General features: G+C 58.1%; 1 protein-coding gene. It reads left to right on the top strand.

What is annotated here, in order from left to right; translation table 11 throughout:
* A partial coding sequence (locus tag LZP73_RS19465; protein ID WP_234236569.1) for a hypothetical protein occupies positions 1-363 on the top strand: 363 nt, incomplete at both ends.

Below are 363 nucleotides of genomic sequence, written 5' to 3'. Positions count from 1 at the left end.
AGACGAGCACGCGGCTGGAGGCCAAGGATGTGTGGTGGGGCGCGGCCGATGGTGCCGGCGGTGCCGCGGGAGGCAGTGGTGATGAGGTCAATGCCAATGTGACAGTGAGTGCGGCCCGCAGTGACGGTACCGAGTTTGCGTATTTCAATGCCGGGGCTAATGAGACCAGCGGGACATTGGCACAGGTTATCGTAGAGCAAGGCAGTGCTTCAACCGAGTGGGGCGTACGGAATGCCGAGCGTTTTCTGTTTGATTTGGACAGTGTCAGCCTGAGGTTGAAAGGTCTGGACGATGCCAAGCACTATAGCCTGCATGTTACTTACCTGAATAAAGACAGCGCCTCGGCCAACTGCCAGGATTGCG

The organism is Shewanella sp. AS16 (genome assembly GCF_021412365.1).
GTDB lineage: Bacteria > Pseudomonadota > Gammaproteobacteria > Enterobacterales > Shewanellaceae > Shewanella > Shewanella salipaludis.
This window is presented reverse-complemented; position numbering and strand designations above follow the sequence as displayed.